At 46.7% G+C, this 14,998-nt stretch carries 12 protein-coding genes; 9 read left to right on the top strand and 3 right to left on the bottom strand.

The window, feature by feature from the left end:
- Positions 1 to 11: 11 nt before the first annotated feature.
- The 8 genes from J0A67_RS10150 (at position 12) to J0A67_RS10115 (ending at position 7,046) form a co-directional block, all read left to right on the top strand.
- Entirely contained in the window at positions 12 to 458 is a 447-nt protein-coding gene (locus J0A67_RS10150; RefSeq protein WP_206569196.1) for a YqhA family protein, read from the top strand.
- 120 nt (positions 459 to 578) lie between these two features.
- Positions 579 to 1,292, top strand: coding sequence for a DUF2490 domain-containing protein (locus J0A67_RS10145; RefSeq protein ID WP_206569195.1), 714 nt, complete (start codon positions 579 to 581; stop codon positions 1,290 to 1,292).
- 358 nt (positions 1,293 to 1,650) lie between these two features.
- Positions 1,651 to 2,217, top strand: coding sequence for an RNA polymerase sigma factor (locus tag J0A67_RS10140; RefSeq protein WP_206569194.1), 567 nt, complete (start codon positions 1,651 to 1,653; stop codon positions 2,215 to 2,217).
- Positions 2,189 to 3,418 carry a putative outer membrane beta-barrel protein gene (locus tag J0A67_RS10135; protein ID WP_206569193.1) on the top strand — a complete coding sequence of 410 codons (1,230 nt, stop codon included), beginning with the start codon at positions 2,189 to 2,191 and terminating at the stop codon, positions 3,416 to 3,418. The genes J0A67_RS10140 and J0A67_RS10135 overlap by 29 nt, the downstream gene beginning before the upstream one ends.
- Positions 3,419 to 3,513: 95 nt before the next feature.
- Positions 3,514 to 3,906: a 2-polyprenyl-6-methoxyphenol hydroxylase gene (locus J0A67_RS10130; protein ID WP_206569192.1), complete on the top strand. Its 393-nt coding sequence runs from the start codon at positions 3,514 to 3,516 to the stop codon at positions 3,904 to 3,906.
- A 203-nt stretch (positions 3,907 to 4,109) separates the two neighbouring features.
- On the top strand, positions 4,110 to 4,640 hold the full coding sequence (locus J0A67_RS10125) for a YceI family protein (protein WP_206569191.1): 531 nt from the start codon (positions 4,110 to 4,112) through the stop codon (positions 4,638 to 4,640).
- Between the two features lie 5 nt (positions 4,641 to 4,645).
- Positions 4,646 to 5,512, top strand: coding sequence for a DUF5777 family beta-barrel protein (locus tag J0A67_RS10120; protein ID WP_206569190.1), 867 nt, complete (start codon positions 4,646 to 4,648; stop codon positions 5,510 to 5,512).
- 418 nt (positions 5,513 to 5,930) lie between these two features.
- Positions 5,931 to 7,046 (top strand): mechanosensitive ion channel family protein, encoded by a 1,116-nt coding sequence (locus tag J0A67_RS10115; RefSeq protein ID WP_206569189.1) that lies wholly within the window; start codon positions 5,931 to 5,933, stop codon positions 7,044 to 7,046.
- 707 nt (positions 7,047 to 7,753) lie between these two features.
- Here J0A67_RS10115 and J0A67_RS10110 read toward each other — a convergent pair.
- From J0A67_RS10110 to J0A67_RS23065, 3 genes are read right to left on the bottom strand one after another with little or no spacing between them, the layout of a single operon-like run.
- The gene (locus J0A67_RS10110) at positions 7,754 to 9,397 is read right to left on the bottom strand and encodes a serine hydrolase (protein WP_206569188.1); all 1,644 of its coding nucleotides are present in this window, start codon (positions 9,395 to 9,397) and stop codon (positions 7,754 to 7,756) included.
- Between the two features lie 12 nt (positions 9,398 to 9,409).
- Positions 9,410 to 10,111 carry a LytR/AlgR family response regulator transcription factor gene (locus J0A67_RS10105; protein WP_241265134.1) on the bottom strand — a complete coding sequence of 234 codons (702 nt, stop codon included), beginning with the start codon at positions 10,109 to 10,111 and terminating at the stop codon, positions 9,410 to 9,412.
- Complete coding sequence (locus tag J0A67_RS23065; protein ID WP_241265133.1) at positions 10,105 to 11,637, bottom strand: sensor histidine kinase; 1,533 nt, start codon at positions 11,635 to 11,637, stop codon at positions 10,105 to 10,107. Before J0A67_RS23065 ends, J0A67_RS10105 begins: the two co-directional genes overlap by 7 nt.
- Before the next feature lie 264 nt (positions 11,638 to 11,901).
- On the opposite strand from J0A67_RS23065, the gene J0A67_RS10095 reads away from it, so the two are divergent.
- Positions 11,902 to 14,886 carry a DEAD/DEAH box helicase gene (locus tag J0A67_RS10095; protein ID WP_206569187.1) on the top strand — a complete coding sequence of 995 codons (2,985 nt, stop codon included), beginning with the start codon at positions 11,902 to 11,904 and terminating at the stop codon, positions 14,884 to 14,886.
- The last annotated feature ends 112 nt before the right edge of the window (positions 14,887 to 14,998 follow it).

Raw genomic sequence — 14,998 nt, 5'->3', positions numbered from 1 at the left:
GGGATTTGGCTATGAATAGGATTCTCCAACTTGCGGTTTTGATTGTCTCCGCTACCATGTTTGCAAATTTCCTCTTCACTGCCAGTGTCGGAGTTTACAAGACCTTTCATGCGTATTCCATCCTCTTTTCCGAGGGGATATCAGGCAAGCCGGGACTGGAAATCGTGGAGTCGCTCGACTTGTTTTTGGTTTCGCTGGTGTTTCTGATCCTTTCGATAGGATTCATGAAGTTGTTTTATCCCCAATTCAGCGGAGTCGACAAGATCGTGTTGCCATGGCTCAAGATCGATGATTTCTTCCAATTGAAATCCCTGACCTGGAATGCCATCTTGCTAACCCTGCTGATCACATTCGGGACGCATGTGTTGCGAGCGGCAGGACCGCTCGACTGGACCATGCTGATCATACCGGCATCGGTTCTGCTTTTTTCCATCAGTGCCAAAATGCTCAAGCATTGAAGCGATAAAAGCTTTTTTCCAGATTGCCCATTGCGCTTGGGGACGAATATGCCAAGAATTCCCGCTTCCTGTCTGCCGCAGTCCCAAGCCCCTGCAAAGCCGAAAGTATACCCTTAGCCAATGCTTCACAGGAATATCCTTGCAACCTTTTTTGTTCTCTTGTCCATTTCCGCCAAGGGGCAGGAGTCAAGCATGCAGCTTTGGAACGAGTACATGTTCAATATTCCCTTTGCCAAAAAGTATAATCTGGAACTGGCCGGGACATACAGTACCGTATTGGAATCGCCAAAGTGGCGTTCCCTAGAGTTTCAGGCCACACCCGAGTGGTCCGTTTCTCCGCATCTTGATCTCATGGGGGCGGTGCTGGTCGGCAGCACCGTCCAAAATGAATCATTGACCACCTTCGAGGTACGCGAAATGCTTGGCGCAAGGGTTCACTTTACGCCAAGTCACAGGATATGGTTGAGGTTGCTTTTGCGTTTGGAACAGCGAAATCAACTGGACAGGGAAATCGATACCTGGGAAACCAGCCATCGTGCGAGGATTCGGGCGGAGACGATCGTTCCGATCAACAAAAGCTCCATGTCCGCCGGGGATAAGTTGCTGTACTCAATCCTGGATGCGGAGGGGTTTATTGTAACGGATCAAAATGTGATGGAGAGGTTTGCCAACCGGTATAAGCTGAGGGGTGGAATGGGATATCGATTCAACGCTCGTTTCCGTGGGGAAGTCATATACACACTACAGGAATCCAGAAATACCCTTGAGGGGGACGGAATCACAACCGACCATATTGTAAGGCTTAGGCTCAAGCATTATTTCGTTGCAAGATGACTTGTTGGATGATGCCATCATCAAGAAACTTCCCTAATCCGTTTCCATACCTCGGCATCATCGTTCGGATTCCCCCTGCTGTTACTGCGCCGAGGTGGATTGCCTTACCCACTTTTCACCTGGGGTTGACACACCAAGCTACAAAGATGTCGCTCCTCCGGAACTTTATTACCAAGGTGAGTTCGTCTGTTTACCTGCTTCTTTCCCGATTTTTATCGGGGCAGGATCGTTGGCGAGGCTTTGGCGCACAAAGAATAATCAGCTAAACCTGCTGAGGATCAACAAAAAAATCTTTATTTCAATCCCCACGCAACCTCATCCTAATAATCCTTGTACGGTCTAATGCAACACCGGCATTGTGAAATCAGAAGCTACTGAAAAGGAAATCTTGCAAGGACTGGCAGATGGGGATCCCAAAAGCCAGGAGGTACTGTATAAGCGATTTTACAGTTATGGGATGAGTATATGCCTTCGCTATACCGACAGACGGGAAGAAGCGGTCGAAATTCTTCACGACGGGTTTATGACGGTCTTTACCCACTTTGAACAATTTGATCAGGATAGGCCATTTAAACCTTGGTTTAGACGAACGCTGATCAATCTGTGTATCAATCACTATAAAAAGCACCAAAAAGGTATTGTAGATCCGGGACCTGAATATCCCGTGGATTCTCAGGACCCCAGCCCCGGTGTGCTGGGCGAACTCGAATATGCAGACCTGATCCGGGCAATTCAAAAACTTCCGGATGCCTACCGTACCGTATTCAACCTATTTGTAATCGAGGGCTTTGGCCATGAGGAAATCGCCGAAATGCTCGGGATTCAGATCGGGACTTCCAAATCCAACCTAGCAAGGGCGAGAATCAAGCTGAGAGAAATGTTAAATCCAAAAAGTCATGAGCAGGAAATTTTCCGATATGGATGATAAGGAATTCGACGATTTCATCAGGAATCTCAGCGAATCCCCTGAAATCCCTTTCAGAGAGGAGGACTGGGGGAAGATGAAAGCTCGGTTGGCTGGTCCGGAGAAACCCCTCGTCTTGGGCAAATGGTCCAAAGCCCGATGGATCGGCCTTGGAACGGTATTGCTCTTGGGACTCTTTATGGGAGGAAAGACGCTTTTGGAGCTCAAGTCCGGAGATCCTGAACCTCTCGTGCCGGTTGAGGAAAACGTAGCTGAGCCTGAAATCTCCCTTGACGACAAGCAAGAAAAAACAGGGAAATCAGACTCTGAAAGCGGTCCGAGCTCTTTGAATTCTGCTGCAGCTATACTCGACTTTGAAGGGAATACCTCATCCAATCGGACTGTTCAAATAAGAAGTGGGCGTCTCCAGCATTCTCCCATTTTCCTTTCCGAAGAAGTAAGTGCGCGTAGCGTAGCTTCAAATGATCGAAGCCGGGACTTTCAGTTTACTCACTTGATTTCGAGGTCGGATAGTTTCCTTCTGTCAGCCCCTGAATTCAGTTCAAAAGGGGTAGAGGTAGGATCCGTCTCAAAAATGGATGGCATGATGCCTGGAAACAGCAAGGTCAAAAAGTGGTTTGCGGGAAGGCTAAATCTATCCGCACAGCTTGCTCCTGATTTGAGCGGAGTCAAACTCAACCAAATGGGCAAAGCGGGCCAGGCCGTTGGATTGGGTGTGGAGTACTTCCTTTCTCCGCGATTCAGCATCAATTCGGGCCTGTTCTATTCCCATAAGCCCTATGAATCGGAAGGGCCTTTCGAAGTAAGCTACGGAGAGCAGGTGAATGGGGTCATTGGAGATTGCGCAATCCTCGATATCCCGCTCAATCTTCGGTTTTACCCGCTTGAGGGTCGGGTCCAAAGGGCATTTGTGGGCATGGGTCTCTCCAGCTACCTGATGCTCTCTGAGACCTATGAGATTTCTTACAAAGACCCGGGAACGGGATATGACTATACCTACACCCTTGAGAAAAAAGGGGAAAATCAACACCCCTTCGGAATTGTAAATCTGAGCTTGGGCTACGAGCGCAAACTCGCAGACCGGCTTTCCATTCAGGTGGAACCTTATTTCAAAGTTCCTGTCGACGGTATCGGAGAAGGTAATATTTCACTCAAAAGCACCGGAATATTTCTAGGCCTCAAATTTTATCCAGGCCACTAAAATCCAGATCCCATCTATAAAAGCGAATCCCCGGCACACCTGCGATTTGGGTGTGGATGAAAAATATTGTCCCAATCAAAACAAACCAATCCGCTATGAACACTTCAAAAAACAGTAATCCAATCTCCTGGACAGGCGCTTTGGCATTGACCATTGCCCTTGCAGTCTTCATTGCCTGCTCCTCTGAAAGTGAGGACACACTTCCCCAACCCCCTCCACCTACTCAGGATTGCGAAAGCAAGAATATCTCCCTGACCCAGGATGTGCTGCCGATTATCCAACAAAACTGTGCGGTGTCCGGATGCCATGTTGCCGGCACGGGGCGGGTGGATTTCACGGTAAGGGCAAACATTATCCAAAATGCCGCCCTCATCAGAACCAATACCCAGAGTGGGTTCATGCCACTGGCAGGTTCGGGCTTTTCCCTCACAAATCAGCAGAAAGAAACCATAGCCTGTTGGGTGCAAAACGGCGCCAAAGACAATTGAAAAACCAATTGCCCGCTGGAAAATTTCTCATTTAGAGAAAGACTATCTAGGCAGTCCATGTGGCAGCTAAAAATCAATAATCAACACATGGAATCGAGCATTACTAAAACTCTCAGGCTTGTCCCGGACTGCTTTCTGGGAAAGGCATGTCCCCCTTGTCATTAGCAAACAGGAGTGGCAGATAAAAATAAAATTACAATCAGATGAAAAGGTTAATCCTGTTTCTGTTTCTGCTCACGTATTCCGGGATAGCGGTGGCTCAGCAGATCCGGTCCGCTAATGGATATGTACGCTTCTTCAGCTCTGCCCCCATCGAGGATATCACGGCTACCAATGACAAGGCGGTCGGTATGTTTGATCCCGGCAGTGTCGAAGTGGCATTTCTTGTTCCTATCAGTGAATTTGTGTTTCGAAAATCCCTGATGAGTCAGCATTTCAATGAAAACTACATGGAAACGGACCGCTTTCCGGAGGCCACCTTTGTGGGAAAAATTGTAGGCTATAAACCTGGAGAAGGCATGGGACAGGCGCAGGCAATAGGGGAATTGCAAATCCATGGTGTCAGGCGGCAGGTAAGTCTTCCCGGAACTATCCGGCAGGAGGGAAATAAACTCTCGATGGAATCTGTATTCAAGGTCCGACTGGAGGACTATGGGATTGAGATCCCTTCCATCCTGTTTCAAAACATAGCGGAAGTGGTGGAAGTCACCGTCAAGTTTGAATTTAACCTCTAAGCCACATGATCAGAGTTTGTCTTTGTTTTTTCTTCAGCATCCTGTCCTTCACCCTGAATGCCCAAGATCTATTGGATCAGCTCAAAGAACCCGACGGCAAGCCAGAACCTGTAGGATCCATTTTTAAGGGTACGCGGATTATCAACGGACAATCGGTGGAAACCAGGGGCCAGGGCAATTTGGACGTGCTGATTTCACATAGGTTTGGCAGGTTGAATTCCGGGGCTTACAACTTGTTTGGTCTGGATGATTCCAATGTGCGTCTGGGTTTGGAATACGCTTTTACAGATCGGATTTCCATGGGCTTTGGCCGCAACTCACTGAACAAAGTGTACGACAGCTACCTGAAATACCGCTTTCTGGACCAGAAGAAGAACGGATTTCCCCTGACACTCGCCTGGGTTTTCGATTTCTCCGTCAACTCCCTCAAACGCCCGGAGCTACCCATGAATTTCCAAAGGAGGCTTTCCTTTGTGAATCAGCTTTTGATCGCCCGAAAGCTGAGTCCTACTGTTTCCCTCCAGTTGATGCCCTCAGTGCTCCACCGGAATCTGGTGCCTACCGAGGATGTTCCCAACACCCTTTGGCTGCTTGGAGTCGGAGGACGGGTGATGGTGTCCAAGCGGGTGGGGATCACCGGAGAATATTATTACAGCAGTCAGGATCAACTGGAGGGACAAAATTCCCTGGGGCTGGGCGTGGAGATCGATACCGGAGGACATATTTTCCAACTCCATTTCACCAATACCGCGGCCATGACCCCTTCGGCCTTTTTACCTCCAGTCCAGGGAGATTTCTTTGACGGGGATATCCATTTTGGTTTCAATGTTTTCCGGTCCTTTCAAACCGGAAAAAGCCAAAAGAAGAAATAGACCGGTTGGACGTCTTGTCCCGATCCCAGCGGGATTGGCCCATTTGCGTCAATGACTGCCCCGAATAGTTAGTTTATAAGGATTTGAAAATAGCTGTCAAGGCTCTCAAGTCCTCACCCAAAACCTCCCTTTTTCCCGCTTCTCAGCAATCCGTCCACGCACCATTGAGTCGATACCTGGATAAAAGTTCAATTTTTCGGGGATTATCGGAACAATTGGCGGAGAAAACCCCTTACTTAATTATGTGCTACGCACTGTTTAGACCTGCCCGTACAGGTTCTGCATCGTGGACACTTTCCCTTTGCCAAAAAGGGTACGCGTGGAAAGTGTCACCAATATAATCTCAAATCGGCCTTTTTAGCTGGTTTGGCGCTCGCGCCACCAGAAGTTTTCTTTTGCCACTAAACCTATAAAACTCATGGAATCACTATTGGAACAAGAGTACTTTGGAAACAGTGTCCAGTCCTACCTTATCGTCTTGGGTGTTATTTTGTTCGGCCTGCTGCTGGTAGCAGCCTTCAAAAGATTTGTCCTCAAACGTGTCCATGCCTGGGTCGCTTCTACTGACAATGCCTATGACGACTTTGCTGTCGAGACGGTCAGCAAGTTTCTCGTACCGATGGTGGACTTTGTAATCGTCTACGCCGCGCTGAAAACCCTAGTCTGGCCGGAGCGCCTTGCCAACATTCTGGAAGTGGTCTTTGTCGTCGTGCTGACCTACTATGCGATCAGGCTGGTGTCCAGTGTGATCCTGATGCTACTGCGCACTTACATAAGCCGGCAGGAGGGTGGAGCCGAGAAAGTCAAGCAGATGGGCGGGATCATATTGATCGTCAATATCGTGATCTGGATCATAGGCTTGGTCTTCATGTTTGGCAACCTCGGATACGATGTCACGGCAATCATCGCCGGGATGGGGATAGGGGGTATCGCTATCGCCTTGGCTGCGCAAAACATTATCGGTGACTTGTTCAACTACTTTGTGATCTTCTTCGACCGACCATTTGAGGTAGGGGATTTTTTGGTCGTGGGGGATAAAAACGGCATCGTCGAGAAGATCGGCATCAAGACCACGCGGATCGCAACCCTCTCAGGCGAGCAGCTGGTCTTTTCCAACAGTGACCTTACGAGTTCGCGCATCCACAACTACAAGAAGATGCAGAGGCGTAGGATCGTCTTTGGGGTTGGGGTTACCTACGAGACTTCCCCCGAGGATCTCAGGGCCATTCCTTCACTTCTTCGGGAGATCGTGTCCTCCCAAAAGGACGTCACCTTTGATCGGGCCCACTTCAAGGCTTTTGGGGACTCCAGCCTGGATTTCGAGATCGTGTATTTCGTGGAAAATGCCGAATACAATACCTACATGGACGTCCAGCAAGAAATCAACCTGCAGATCTACGAGCAGTTGGGTGATCGGGGCATATCTATCGCTTTCCCTACGCGCACCCTGTACATTCGCAACGAAAACGGGATGAAGTTTCACGTCAACCGAAGCGAGGCTACGGCCTCGGAAAATGGTTCCAGCCAAAACTGAGCAGGGTAGGTGCGAAGCAACCGAGCTTGAAGGATTAGCCCGGTGGACTTATCGAGCGAGAACCTGTCCCGATAGCGCAGCATATCGGGAGGCCAGCTTACAGGGCTGGGAACGTCTTGTTTCGAAAGCTTTCAGGAGCGTTCTTTTTCAGTAAGAAAAAAGGACATTGAAAAACTGCGATGAAGGTTCCCAAGGCCTCTTTGAAAGCCCTTAGCCAAAGCCCTCTAGCTCCAAATATTCCATCTCGGTACCTTGGCATCGACTTCTCGTTACCCATGATACCTGTGGGCCAAGGTTGAAATCATTTTACCACTTTATACCCAGGGCTATTCACGGTTGGACCCCTCCCGAAATCACTCCGTTCACCGGGACTATCGCTTCAGGGTCAAAGGGAGATTTCCGGTGAGATCGTGTTCCCAATTCCCACACTTGCACTTAAAAAGATTAAAGCACCGGAAATCAGCAACCTGCGCTGAACCGGTAGAAGCATCCGAAGTCCGAAATCTCCTAATTCCTGTTCTCCATCTTTCCGAGTTTTCAGCTTTCTCGCTTAAGCTTTCTGACTTTACCCAGCCCCTCCAATATCCCGCCACATGTACGGAGCTCGGTTGTTGAGCTTGCCGGGATACGTCGAAGTATCCGTGGCAGCACCGCTGGTGATTTCAAACTCCCCACTCCAATTCCAAACATGTCCCACGGGGCTGGATCTATTGGACGGAGGCTGTTTTTAGCAAATTATAGCGGGGGTTTGACTCGTCCGTCAGGTCAAGGATGAGGTCATAGACGCCGGCTTCTATCTTGATGTTTTCTCCATGCATGTCCAACAGGCCGTCACCTTTGGTGTCGCCGTAGTTGATATTCCAGTCATTGTTTAGCCTGAATTTGATTTCTCCCTTCTTGAGAGCAATTTTTTTCAATACCCACAGCCCTTTTCTGACACTGTCTTCGGAAAATTTGAGGTCTGGCAAGTCATCAACCCATCCCTTCTTTGTCGCACTTCCCAGCAGACCCCATGACGATTCTATCCTTTTTGCGAGCATCTTTCGGGATCCCAGATTGATGGTGATCTCGGAAAAGACGCCATTTTCGTCCGAGGAAAATTCCAGAATCGCATTGGCTTCTTCATGGAAAAAGACGGTCTCACCCGTAGAAAGGACGGTTTGCTTTCCCTGCCCTGACACTTCTACCGCCAGCCTGCCGTCTACTATAGAAGTATAGATCATCATCTGCGGCTCCTGAACTGAAAATGCACCGACAAATTTCTTCAAATCGGCATCTGTCAGCTTCACCTCGCTGATCGGTTCGAAAACCTTGCCGTCCAGGATGTCAATGATCCTTCCGGTGAGGAAATCCGTATTGGCATTTTCATGGTTGTTTAAGACGATGACGCAGATATCGTCTTTGGGGATCATGGCAAAATTGCTCCTGAAACCTGCCGCCCCACCACTGTGGGAAATCACCTTTCTTTTGAGAGAGTCCTGTCTCAGCTGCCAGCCGTAACCATATCCTTTGTTTGTCTTGCTGGGGCTGAAGGCTATATCCTGTGAAGTTTTGCTGATAAGCTGAGATGACCTAATACCCCTGTAATATTTGTACAGGTCGCCGACAGTCGAATAGATCGATCCGGCAGCATATGGGCCCGTTGAGTCGTATAAGACGGCTTTTTCTTTCCGGTCGTCGGTGAAGATATGATATGCGGATACCTTTTCAGGGCTCGGCAAATTCTTGAAATCAAATCCGCTGGCTGACATCCCCAGTGGATTGAAGATGTGTTTTCTAACGGCTTCCTCGTAACTCATCCCGGTGACCTTCGCAATGATATATCCGAGCAATTGATACCCCCCGTTGCAATAGGACCAGCCTTCACCTGGTGCAAAATTCACTGGGTTTTTCCCAAATCGCTCCACCCGATAGGCTTCGGTCTCCTGGGCATTGGGATCATCGGTAGTATCATTGATACCGGAAGTGTGGGTAAGTAGGTGTTCGATGGTGATGTTATCCCCATTGGGAAAGGAGGGGTAAAATTTGCTCAGGCGATCATCCAGTGATAATTTCCCCTGTTCGATCAGAATAAAGACCATCGAAGACGTAAAAGTCTTGGTGATGGAATAGATCTGAAAAATGCCGCTGGAATCATTCGATTTCTTATTCTCAAAGTCAGCGTAGCCATAACCTTTCTTAAGCAGAATCTGACCCTTTTGGGCTACCAAAACGGTACCGTTAAACTTGTTCATACCTTCCTGGCGGGTTAGTAAATAATCTATGTTCTGGATCTTTGAAGCCATGTCTTTTTGGGCACAAGAGTATAGGGCCAGCCCGGAAGCCAGCAGCATCAGCAGTAGAAATTTCATGATTTTAGCGGTTTATAGGGGGATGATGGTCTTTTCTACCTCAGGCAGAAATAAGGGACCGATGGGTAACTCAGTGTTCGTGATCCAGAGACTTTTTTTGTCAAACTTCAAGATCCTGTTCTTGGCAACGATATAAGAACGGTGGATCCGCAAAAAGCCCCGCGCAGAAAGCAGCACTTCCGCTTCACTCATGGTTAGACGGGTGATGATCTTTCGGTCTTCCAAGACCAGCTGGACGTAATTGCCCAAGGCTTCGGCATACAGCAGATCCTTGAACTCAACCCTGACATTCTCATAGCCGCTTTTTACAAAGATGAAGGGCTGCAGCGCTGGGGTAGAGGGTGGTGAGTTCTCCCGAAGTGAATGTTGTTCATAGGCCTTGTTGCAGGCCTTAAGGAAACGGGTCAGTGAAAAAGGCTTAAGCAGATAGTCGATGGCATCATGTTCAAATCCTTCGATCGCGTGCTCACTATAGGCCGTGGTGAAAACGATCATGGGCGGATTGGGGAAAGCTTTCAGAAATTCCAGGCCTGACATATCCGGCATCTTGATGTCAAGGAAAATCAGGTCTACGGCATTGGGCTTCATAAATTGCATCGCTTCCAACCCGCTGGAAAAATATCCGACCATCTCGACAAACGTGACCTTGTCGGTAAGGCCCTGTATCACCTCCAGAGCTATGGGCTCGTCATCTATGGCTATTGCTTTCAACATTGCAGTGACAGTTTAACGATAAACTCCCGATCGGCTTCCTGAACATCCAAGATATGCCGGTTTGGATATATCAGTTCCAGTCTCCCTGTTACATTTTTCAGCCCAATCCCGGACATCTCCTTTTCCGGATCGCTTTCATCTTTGTGGATACTGTTTCTCACCTCAAATTGCACCACATCTTCCCGACACTGCAATTCGATCTTAACCCATGATCTTTCTTTCAGGCTGATCCCGTGTTTGAAGGCGTTTTCCACAAAGGGGATCAACAGCATAGGCGGGATCTCGTGGTTGCAGTTCCTCTCTTCGATCTCATCTTCGATGCTGATGAGGGGAGAGTCGACTATCCGTAGTTTTTGAAGGGAAATGTAGTTTTTTAAGTAGTCTATTTCTTTGTCCATCGGGATCCGGTCCAGTGTGTTTTCGTGAAGCATAAACCGCATCATGTCCCCCAACTTTTGGATGCCTTCGGCGGTCTTGTCCGAATCGCCCTTGAGCGCAGTTCCATAGAGTGTATTAAGTGCGTTGAACAAAAAGTGCGGATTGATCTGCGACTTCAGAAACTGGAGGGATGCATCCGACTTGGCCAAAGCGGTTTCCATCCTGATGGCTTGCAGAATCCGGTCTTTCCGTTGGTTGTAAATGATCCAAAACACCTGTGTGGCAACAAAAACCAAGGATAACCAATAGAGTACTGGAACGATTAGGCGATGGTTGAAAAGCAGCAAGAACCCGGGTATGGCACAGATGAATGTTGAAATTAGGATGCGTAGAAGAACGGGCCGGGACAAAACCGCTTTCCCCTCCATAAATGGAAAGAGCCAGAAGGTCATGTACAAGTAGAGTAAGATCATGGGCAACAGGAAAAAAAGGTATTTGAGGAAGTCCTGGTAAAGCGGGTTGCTTACGATCACAAAGCACAAAAACACAATGAGCAGAGGTGTCGCGTTGTTGACTACCATGATCCAGTAGTCTCTTTTTACCCGTTTTCGCTCTATAAGCCAGATGATCAACTCTCTTACCCCTGCCAGTACGGTGACCAGCGCTACGGCAGCTAAGGCCCGTCCAAAACCAAAGAATAAATTGGCCAGCGGATGATCATTGTAGCCGGTAATTGCCAAGAGCTGGTACCCTCCATAATTGAAGAAGTGCGGCTGGGTGTAGAATGAAATAGCATTGATCCCGATGGCAAGCAGAGAGCCTACGCATAGTAGGGAAAAGAGCGCCAGCAAGATTCTTTTGGAAAGTAGCCGCTCAATGTCTTCCCCCTTTATTTTTTTGAAACAAGGTAGGACCCAAAGGTTAATCAGGAGGTAGACGGTAAATACCAATAGGGGAGCGCTCAACTGGGGGATCAGGACGTTTCTCCAAATGGAAAAAGGAATGCCATGCGCTCTGAATGGCGTTGAATAGTGCTCTTCCAATTCTGGGATCGGACGATCATTTACCGTCATCACCAAAAGGATGAGTTGCCACAGGACTAAGATGGCAATGCCTATCATTTCATGTTGTCTCCATCTGACTTTCATAGCGGGGATTTTCAGTAATATTAGACAGGGGCAGGGACTCTTTCCCCGATAAGTGACTAACCCTTTAAAAAATGTGACAAAAGTGCCTGGTCGAAAAAAGGCAGGGATCAACGAGGCTTGGAAAGGGTTGGTTTCATGCCTGACCGATTTGGCACGCTTTACTCCCCTATGATTTCCAAAAAACCATTATTTTGAAAGAAAAAGAATGCGCAACCTGATCACGAGATGGACTTTCAAAATCATGATGTCTAAAATTCCTCTCAAATGATTGACAAAAAAATCACTTCTCTGATAGGGAAAGCCATCCGGGAAGGGAAATTTCTAAACATTACCTACAAAAACAAGGAAGGGGAGATCACACCTTTTTGGATCAGCATTCTTGATATAAATGCAAAAGATGAACTGTGGGTCAACATGTTCAACGTGACAAAGGATGAACCCCTCCTAAACAGGAAAATCTCTATCTCAGCCATTCAGTCCGCCGAAATCCTGAAGTTTTCGCATTTTGAACCCTCCGAGAAACTGATCCATAAACTGGATGAGGATGATAGCCTGCAGGTCTATGAATTTGACCAGTATGATAATAATATCTTGAATTATTACCTGGAATGCTACAAAGCCAATAAAGACCCATTTTTGCACAAAGCCCATTTGATTCAGGGAGTGGATTTGACGGAGCTGGCAAAGGAAAATCCCTATTCCTTAAAAGACGATCAGCTGAAACAAATCATAAAAGAGATCTATCATAACGATTACCGCAGGTTTTATGAATATGAGCTCGCGATAAGTGAGTTTTCAATTGACCTACCCTCCAAGGGCAAATTTGTCATTGCCTACAGAAAGCTCACCCTTGATCCCGTAAACAAAAAATTACATGTAGGGACCAAAACACAGTTCAATTCCAATTTCTATATAAAAGATGTAAAGCACTCTTTGGCTTATTACACTGATTTAAATCCTACTGATTTTGAAGCGGTTTACACAAAGGATCAGTCGGAAGCGATTGAATTGTTGAGGGGCAATTTCAGAACCGGCGAATTAATCAATACAAGGCCGGAACTTGTAGTCTTAGGATATGCGCAGATCGATATAGCCGGGATTTATGACAACATCCATGCAGAATATAAGAGGGATGAAATGGAAGTTCCGCTAAAGGCCTTCTTTCAAAAACTGTCATTGCTGGATAGGAAAGACCGGAAGGAACCGCACATCGTGCTTTATGATCAGAATATAAATATCGATCAGATCCAAACCATCTATAATGCGCTGAAATACCCCATCACCTATGTGCAAGGACCACCGGGAACGGGCAAAACCCAAACCATATTAAATATCATTGTCAATTGTCTTACCAATGGCAAAACACTATTGATCTCCTCAAACAACAATGTGCCTATTGACGGGATTAAAGACAAGTTGTACCTGGGCAAATACCTGAATAAGGAAATAATGCTTCCGGTACTCAGGCTTGGGAACAACGAGTGCGTAGCACAGGCCATCCAGACGATAAAAGAACGGTATGCTTTTGAGACCAAGGATGTGCCCAAGGAAAAACTGCTGTACAATCTCAAAGAAAAATCGAAAGAGAAAAACCGACAATTGCTTGAGAAAATAAAAAATCATGAGACCAGAATAGAACAGACCCAAAACCTCGAGTTTGTAAGCAGCCTGCTGTCAAAAGCCGGGAATCACTTACTGGAAAAGGAAAAACTTGCCATTGAGGAGAAACTGAGTCAGATACCGGAGACCAGCAATGGCGATCTGGACAATTTGTATGAAGTCATCAAAGGCAATCACCAGCTTTTGCAGTTTTTCTACTATGAATCCCTAAGGTATGTAAAACGCCTCAAGTCCAAGGAATATGCTGATCTGATTGGAATACTTGACATTGAAGAATCCGAAAAACAAGTAAGAGAATTCAATAAGTGGCTTACCATTGATGAAAACTTGGAAAAGCTCACCAAAGTATTTCCCATTATCCTGACTACCAATATTTCGAGCCGCAAACTGGGCAGCAAGTATAAGTTCGATCTACTGGTGATCGATGAAGCTGGTCAATGCGATATTGCCACAGGCTTGATTCCCATTTCTAAGTGCAAAAGCATGGTTCTTATCGGTGACACCAACCAGCTAAAGCCGATCGTTGTCTTTGAAGAGAGTACAGGCCTTCAACTGATGCGGATGTTCAGTATGGATAGGACTTATGATTATCATACTAATTCTATCCTGTCACTATATAAAAGGATTGACAATATTTCCAGGGATATTTTGCTGAGCTATCATTATCGCTGTGGAGAAAAGATCATCAACTATTCAAACATGCGGTTTTATGAAAACAAGCTGAATCTTTCGAAGATTAAAACAAAAGGGGAACTGAAGCTGATTGATGTGAATAACGTAAATCAACCAAGTAGAAATGCCACGATTGAAGAAGCGATAGAGATTGTAAAATACATTGCAGACCATCAATTAAAGGATGTTTTCATCATCACTCCCTTCCGCAACCAGGAAGCGGTTTTGAATCAATACCTGGGAAGGGCAAAAGCAAATAATGAAATAGACAATTCGGTAAGCTGTGGAACGATTCACAAAATTCAAGGGCAGGAGAACAAAACCATTATCATATCCACATCCCTGTCAAGAAACACTTCTCCCAGAACGTATGATTGGATCAAGAACAACAGCCAGTTGATCAATGTCGGAGTCACCAGGGCCCAGGAGAATTTGATTGTGGTTGCCGATAAAAAAGCGATTGATATCCTGTCGAGAAAAGATGATGATCTATACGCCTTGGTTGATTATGTTCAAAAAAACGGCACCACAAAGATCCCGCAAAGCACCGCAAATCGATTTACCATAGGGTTTTCGAATGACTCAAAATTTGAGGACGAATTTTACAAAACGATGAGCCATTATTGCTCCGTCCAGGGAAGCCGGTTCGAACGAAATGTGAAGGTTTTGGATGTCTTGCCGGAAGAAATCGAAAATCATGCGGTCAACAAGAAGGAATTTGATGGGGTGATTTATCAGGGCCGGGTACCAAAGGTTGTCTTTGAAATCAACGGCACGGAACATTACAGAAACAAAAAACGGATTGAATCTGATAAAATCAAGATGCAGCTCCTCCGATCCAAAGGAATCAGCATGATAAGCATTCCCAATCCCTATGTCAAACATTACGAGTTCATCCGGGAATTGATGAACAAGATCAAAGGAGGTGTATACCAAAAATCATTGTTTGATGGATAGGATTTCGTTGTCCTTACTTGGCAATACAATCGAAACCAAAAATCTACATTCGGTCTACTGTTGGCGTCACCAAATTCTGCGAGGATAATGGCTCTCTGGAATTATTGGTCTA

Source organism: Algoriphagus aestuariicola, from assembly GCF_017254835.1.
Lineage (GTDB): Bacteria > Bacteroidota > Bacteroidia > Cytophagales > Cyclobacteriaceae > Algoriphagus > Algoriphagus aestuariicola.
This window is presented reverse-complemented; position numbering and strand designations above follow the sequence as displayed.